The organism is Gottfriedia sp. NPDC056225, from assembly GCF_042267765.1.
GTDB lineage: Bacteria > Bacillota > Bacilli > Bacillales > Bacillaceae_G > Gottfriedia.
Genome location: NZ_JBHJTJ010000049.1, coordinates 1 through 5,328 on the forward strand (window position 1 = coordinate 1; position 5,328 = coordinate 5,328).

Below are 5,328 nucleotides of genomic sequence, written 5' to 3' on the forward strand. Positions count from 1 at the left end.
CGTTACAGCTAATAACATTCCTTTTAATCCACCAACTAAAATAAATAAATAATTATTACTTCTTTTTAGCAAATAGGTTTTCATTCTCAACCTCACCCTAATATTTTTAAATATATTATTCTTTAATATTTTTTCTTTTACTTTTATCGTTTAAAAAAATGCTTATTAAAGCCGATGCAAACAATAAAAAAATATAAATAGGTGAATCAATAGCTTTTGTAAAAAAACTAATGCATGGGTTGAATTAGTTCTTATTTTTGGATTTATCGCGTAAAACATCTAATGTAAAAAATACTCCCATAATCCCAAGAAATAATGTCACTGAAGATACCTTTGAAGGATAATTCCAAATACCGACAACAAATAAAACAATAGTTAAACAAATTCGATAGATTAGTAATTTTGTCATTAAATTACCTCCATCTAAGATTTTTAATATTATTTTTTAAAATTATACTTTGTTACGTCTGAAAGAAGTACCTGTTTCTTATGTAATCGCATCAGTTAATTGAAGAAATTTTAATTTTTTGGAAGCACCCCATTAGTAATTTTTTTAAGTGTTTTTTCTAAAACACTTCCAAATAGTATAAGAGTTATAATGATAACTATGATTTGAATCAATTTTCTTACAAATAGATTTGAAAGGTCTCCTCCAATCCAATTACCACCATAGTAAACACAAATAAACATTAAAAAAATCGTCATAAGATAGGTTATAATTACACCTAATATCTGAAGTTTTGTTAGTTCCTTTATTATCTTTCTGTTTTTCAATATTTTATAAATCGTAATTATGATGAGCATAATCGTCATTAAAATATCCATTATTATACCCCCTCCTCCTTCATACCCATTCTATAAATTCATTTAAATTACCTTGTTTCTTATGTAACAATCCTGCCATCTTGTTGAATAAGAAATGCTGTTTTTTAATGAAAAAACCATATATCTCAGTTAACATAATGGAGCTTATCGGCAATAAAAAAGTGAATGCTATTTTAGGGATAGCGTCAGGAAAACGCGTTTTGTTGGCAGGACCCCATACCCATCAAGCTAAGGCAAATCATTACCCAAAAAACGGAAAAAACGCTATTCTTTCTGTAATATCACGGAATGGATGGTGTTTTTTTAATGAATCCTATCATTTCAAATGAACTGAATCTTTTCGCGCAAGAGATAAAATACTTTTTATCTCCAGTAGTCCTACAAGATATTTCCAAATATGTTGGCTTTGTGCAGCGATCTAGTAAGTTTCAATCAAACGAACTCATTGCCCTTTGTGTATGGACCAGTCAGGAAATCGCTAACACATCACTTACACAATTGTGCAGTCGATTAGAAGCCTCCACAGGGGTACTGATGAGCCCAGAAGGATTGAATCAACGCTTTAATCCGGCTGTTGTCGCATTTCTTCGAGAAGTTTTCGCTTCTCTTCTCACAAAAAAACTCTGTAAAAATAAATCGCTTTCTGCTCATATGATTTCTACTTTTAATCGTACCCGTATCTTAGATGAAACAGTGTTTCAACTGCCTGATCATTTTGCCACTGATTATCAAGGTTCAGGTGGGAGTAGTAATACCGCAGGCGTGAAAATCCAATTGGAATATGATTTACTGAGTGGTCAATTTCTTAATGTGCAGCTTGGACCAGGAAAGAATAATGATAAAACATATGGTACAATCTATCTTGAAACTGTTGATGCGGGCGATTTATGTTTGCGTGATCTTGGTTATTTTGATTTAGGAGATTTACAAGCCATTCATGATAAAGAGGCTTACTATATCTCGCGGTTGAAGCTAAATACACGTATTTATATCAAGAACCCCCAGCCAGAATACTTCAACAATGGCACGTTAAAAAACAAACCGAATACATCGAGCTTGATATGACACAAATGATGTCTAGTCTAACCCCTGGTGAAACGATGGAAATCCCCGAGGCATACATTGGCCAAAATCAGAAGCTTCCAGCACGTGTCATGATTCATCGTTTAACCGACGACCAAACGAAAACACGCTTGAAAAACCAAGAGGTACGTGAAAAGAAAAAAGGCATTGTCATGAAGGAGAAAAGTAAGCGCTTGATGGGTATGAACGTCTATATCACGAACACATTGGCAGAAGAAGTTCCCGTTGGATATGTCCATTCCCTCTATTCCCTTCGTTGGCAAATTGAAATTTTATTTAAAACATGGAAGTCATTCTTTGAAATCGATGAATGTAAAACAATCAAAAAAGAACGCCTCGAGTGCCATTTATATGGTCAACTTATCGGAATTCTCCTCTGTTCTTCGACAATGTTTCAAATGCGACAGCTTCTGCTTGAAAAGAAAAAGCAGGAGCTGAGTGAATACAAAGCGATTTATATGATTAAAGATTACTTTCCGTTACTATTTCAAGCCATAGCAGTTGGCACAAAAGAACTTTTGAACATTCTGCATCGCCTTTATCAGCTGCTCAAAAAGAACGGTCGTAAATGTCATCGGTATAAGAAGATGACCGTCTTTGATATTCTAGGGGTTGTGTATGAAACGACGGTGAAGCATAGACAAGCTGCCTAGCAAAAAAATCGCGTTTTAATAGGCTTCTTTCGCATGCCTACTTTTCTATCACTCATTAATTTTGAAACAAGGTTCATTTCTTATCTAGTAATTTACGTTGTTAGCTTGATGGGTATGTGGCAGGACCCCTATCTCTAATTTCTTAACTGAACAGCTAGAAGTGACAAAAAAGAAAGTTCAAAATCATTCAGGATCAAAAGTAACGAAAACAATTATCTATTCCTCAAAAGTGGAAGTACCTAAAATTCTAAACTACATAGAATCAAATGATACTTTAGAAAAATTTAAATCATTGAAGCTAGGTTATAGAGACGAATTTTAATTTTAAAATTAAAAACACGGGGAAGGAGTACCTACATTCTAGTATTATGTGGATTTACAATAGTCCGATTAAAAATCCTGTACTGATCTTGATTGCAGGATTTTTTCTTGTTTAGTAATCTTGCTATTTAAAGGAGTGAGACTTTCAAACAAAATTGGCTATTTATGTTTAGGTTAGAATGGAGATTGTGAAGGAATGTACTTAAACTAAATGACAGGTTAATTGAAGAAGGATTCTTGTTTTCAAATATAGAATGTAAAGGGAAAAAAATCAATTATATGAGGGGGAACACATTGAATCGCATAGAGTATATTCGAACTGAAGAAAAGAAGTATCACGATTTTTGCTATGATAACTATAAATTATTTGAAGAAGGTTCTTGGTTGTATAAACCAGTTAAAACTGTAATGGAATTATTACCATTATTTGATAATAAAGATAGCTTAAATGTCATTGATTTGGGTTGTGGGGTTGGTAGAAATAGTATTCCGATAGCTGAAGCAATAAAAGATAGGAATGGCAAAGTTGTTTGTGTAGATTTACTGGATTCGGCATTAACCAAATTAAATGAATATAGTAAACAATATAAAGTCGATGAACTAATTCGAACGGAAAAAGCTGATATAGGTAACTATAAAATTAAGCCTAATGAGTTTGATCTTATTGTTGCAGTATCATCTTTAGAACACGTTAAATCAGTAGAAGTTTTTGAAGATGTAGTACGACAAATGGCAGAAGGGACTAAAAGTAACGGAGTAAATTGCCTTATAGTAAATTCTGAACTTCAAGAAATAGATTTAGAATCAAATGAAAAGCTAAATGCATTAATGGAATTAAATCTTTCAACAGAAGTAATGATGGACAAATTAAGTAGTATATATACAGGGTGGGAAGTATTAAAAACAATTGTAAACCCATTAGAATACAACATTACTCGAAGTGAAAAATCTGTTTTATTAAAAACAAACGCTATAACGTTTTTTGTAAGAAATAGTATTGGATAGTTTTGCAAATAACGTTTGCATTAGTTGCACAACGATCGACTTCGATGGTCTTTTTATTGGACTATATGGAAGGACAATTATAGATAACAGAGAATCTTGTGAATAGAAAATATCTTTATTAATGGAGGCTAGGAAAAGTGGTTAGTATCAGAGAAGCTAATAAGAACGATGTATCAGATTTAGCATTTTTAATGAAGGAATTGGGTTTTCCAACTACAATTGAGAAAATGGAATTAAGATTTAATCACATTCAATCCAATTCTAATTATCATACTCTTGTTGCAGAAGAAAATAGCAAGATTATAGGTATGATAGGATTATTTACGGGTTTACTTTATAACAAAGATGGAATTTATTGTCGAGTAATTTCATTTGTAGTTGATAGCAAAATCCGTAATAAAGGGGTTGGAAATCTTTTAATACAAGAGGCTGAAAAATGGGCTAAAAATCAAGGCGCAATTTACATCGGATTAAATAGTGGAAATCAATTGGACAGGCTTGATGCTCACGAATTTTATAAACGGTCAGGTTATAAGGCAGACAGCACAGGATTTGTTAAAACCTTATGCAACTGATGCATTAGTTGTTTAAGGAGGCTAGAAGAGGTAAGTATAGAATTCTTATAAAGAGAATATAAAAATCTTAATTATAAGAGAAAAGGGGTTTTCGGATGACGATTACTGAATCTACGCATTATTATTCCTTCTTTACTTATTATTTTCCTATTTTTTTCGTAACAACACTATTTTTAATAATAGGATTTTTAGTATATTTTATAATTAAGATAATGAATAACAGGTAATATATTGCAAGTTCCCTTATGTAACTACTATGGGAGAGCGATTTAAACTCCCGTTCACTGTTGTGAATCCTGGATTCATGGATGGCTAACTCATGCTTTAGTTTAACAACGATTGAATTCTTACTGCGGTCTTTTTCATTGAACAAAGTGGATGTCAAAATATAATAGATTTCAACCTTTGCTTTTTCTGTATTAGAAGGTATTTATTACATTAATAGATAATTAGTTGAAGTTAGGGAGTGGAAAAGGTGGATTCAAAAATTTCTGAAATAGTAAGTAAATGGGATCTTTCTGTTCAAGACGTACACATAATTTCAAAAAAAGTAACCATATTTAGTAATCTAGATGGTAAGAAATATGTTTTAAAGCAAAAAGGTAGTCCAATAGAGATATTTAAAGAGCATGAACTGCTAGATCACCTACATTCTAAAAATATAAGTGTTCAACGTCCGTTACTTAATAAAAATGGAGAAGATTTTTGTGAATATAAAAAACACTATTTCTCAATTTATGAGTATTTTGAAGGAGAAATAATTACTCCTAAGGAATGCCTTCAAAATGGTAATTCTCCTCATTTGTTTGGAGAAACAATAGCGTCATTACATATGGCAATGGAGAAATTCAGAGTAGATAATGAAT

5 protein-coding genes and 1 pseudogene are annotated in these 5,328 nt (G+C 32.0%); 4 read left to right on the forward strand and 2 right to left on the reverse strand.

Annotation, left to right across the window (positions count from 1 at the left end; genetic code table 11):
• Positions 1–244: 244 nt before the first annotated feature.
• Together ACFCYN_RS21320 and ACFCYN_RS21325 are read right to left on the reverse strand one after the other, a co-directional pair.
• Positions 245–409, reverse strand: coding sequence for a hypothetical protein (locus ACFCYN_RS21320; protein WP_375951616.1), 165 nt, complete (start codon positions 407–409; stop codon positions 245–247).
• A 110-nt stretch (positions 410–519) separates the two neighbouring features.
• Positions 520–825 (reverse strand): hypothetical protein, encoded by a 306-nt coding sequence (locus ACFCYN_RS21325; protein ID WP_375951618.1) that lies wholly within the window; start codon positions 823–825, stop codon positions 520–522.
• Between the two features lie 306 nt (positions 826–1,131).
• Between ACFCYN_RS21325 and ACFCYN_RS21330 the strand changes: the two are divergent.
• The 4 genes and pseudogenes from ACFCYN_RS21330 to ACFCYN_RS21345 all read left to right on the forward strand — a co-directional run.
• A pseudogene (locus tag ACFCYN_RS21330) lies at positions 1,132–2,561 on the forward strand (IS4 family transposase).
• Between the two features lie 615 nt (positions 2,562–3,176).
• Positions 3,177–3,887, forward strand: a complete 711-nt coding sequence (locus ACFCYN_RS21335) for a class I SAM-dependent methyltransferase (RefSeq protein WP_375951620.1) — start codon at positions 3,177–3,179, stop codon at positions 3,885–3,887.
• Positions 3,888–4,024: 137 nt separating this feature from the next.
• On the forward strand, positions 4,025–4,462 hold the full coding sequence (locus ACFCYN_RS21340) for a GNAT family N-acetyltransferase (RefSeq protein WP_375951622.1): 438 nt from the start codon (positions 4,025–4,027) through the stop codon (positions 4,460–4,462).
• 475 nt (positions 4,463–4,937) lie between these two features.
• Positions 4,938–5,328, forward strand: a 391-nt coding sequence (locus tag ACFCYN_RS21345) for a phosphotransferase (RefSeq protein ID WP_375951623.1), incomplete at its 3' end; no start/stop codon positions are given.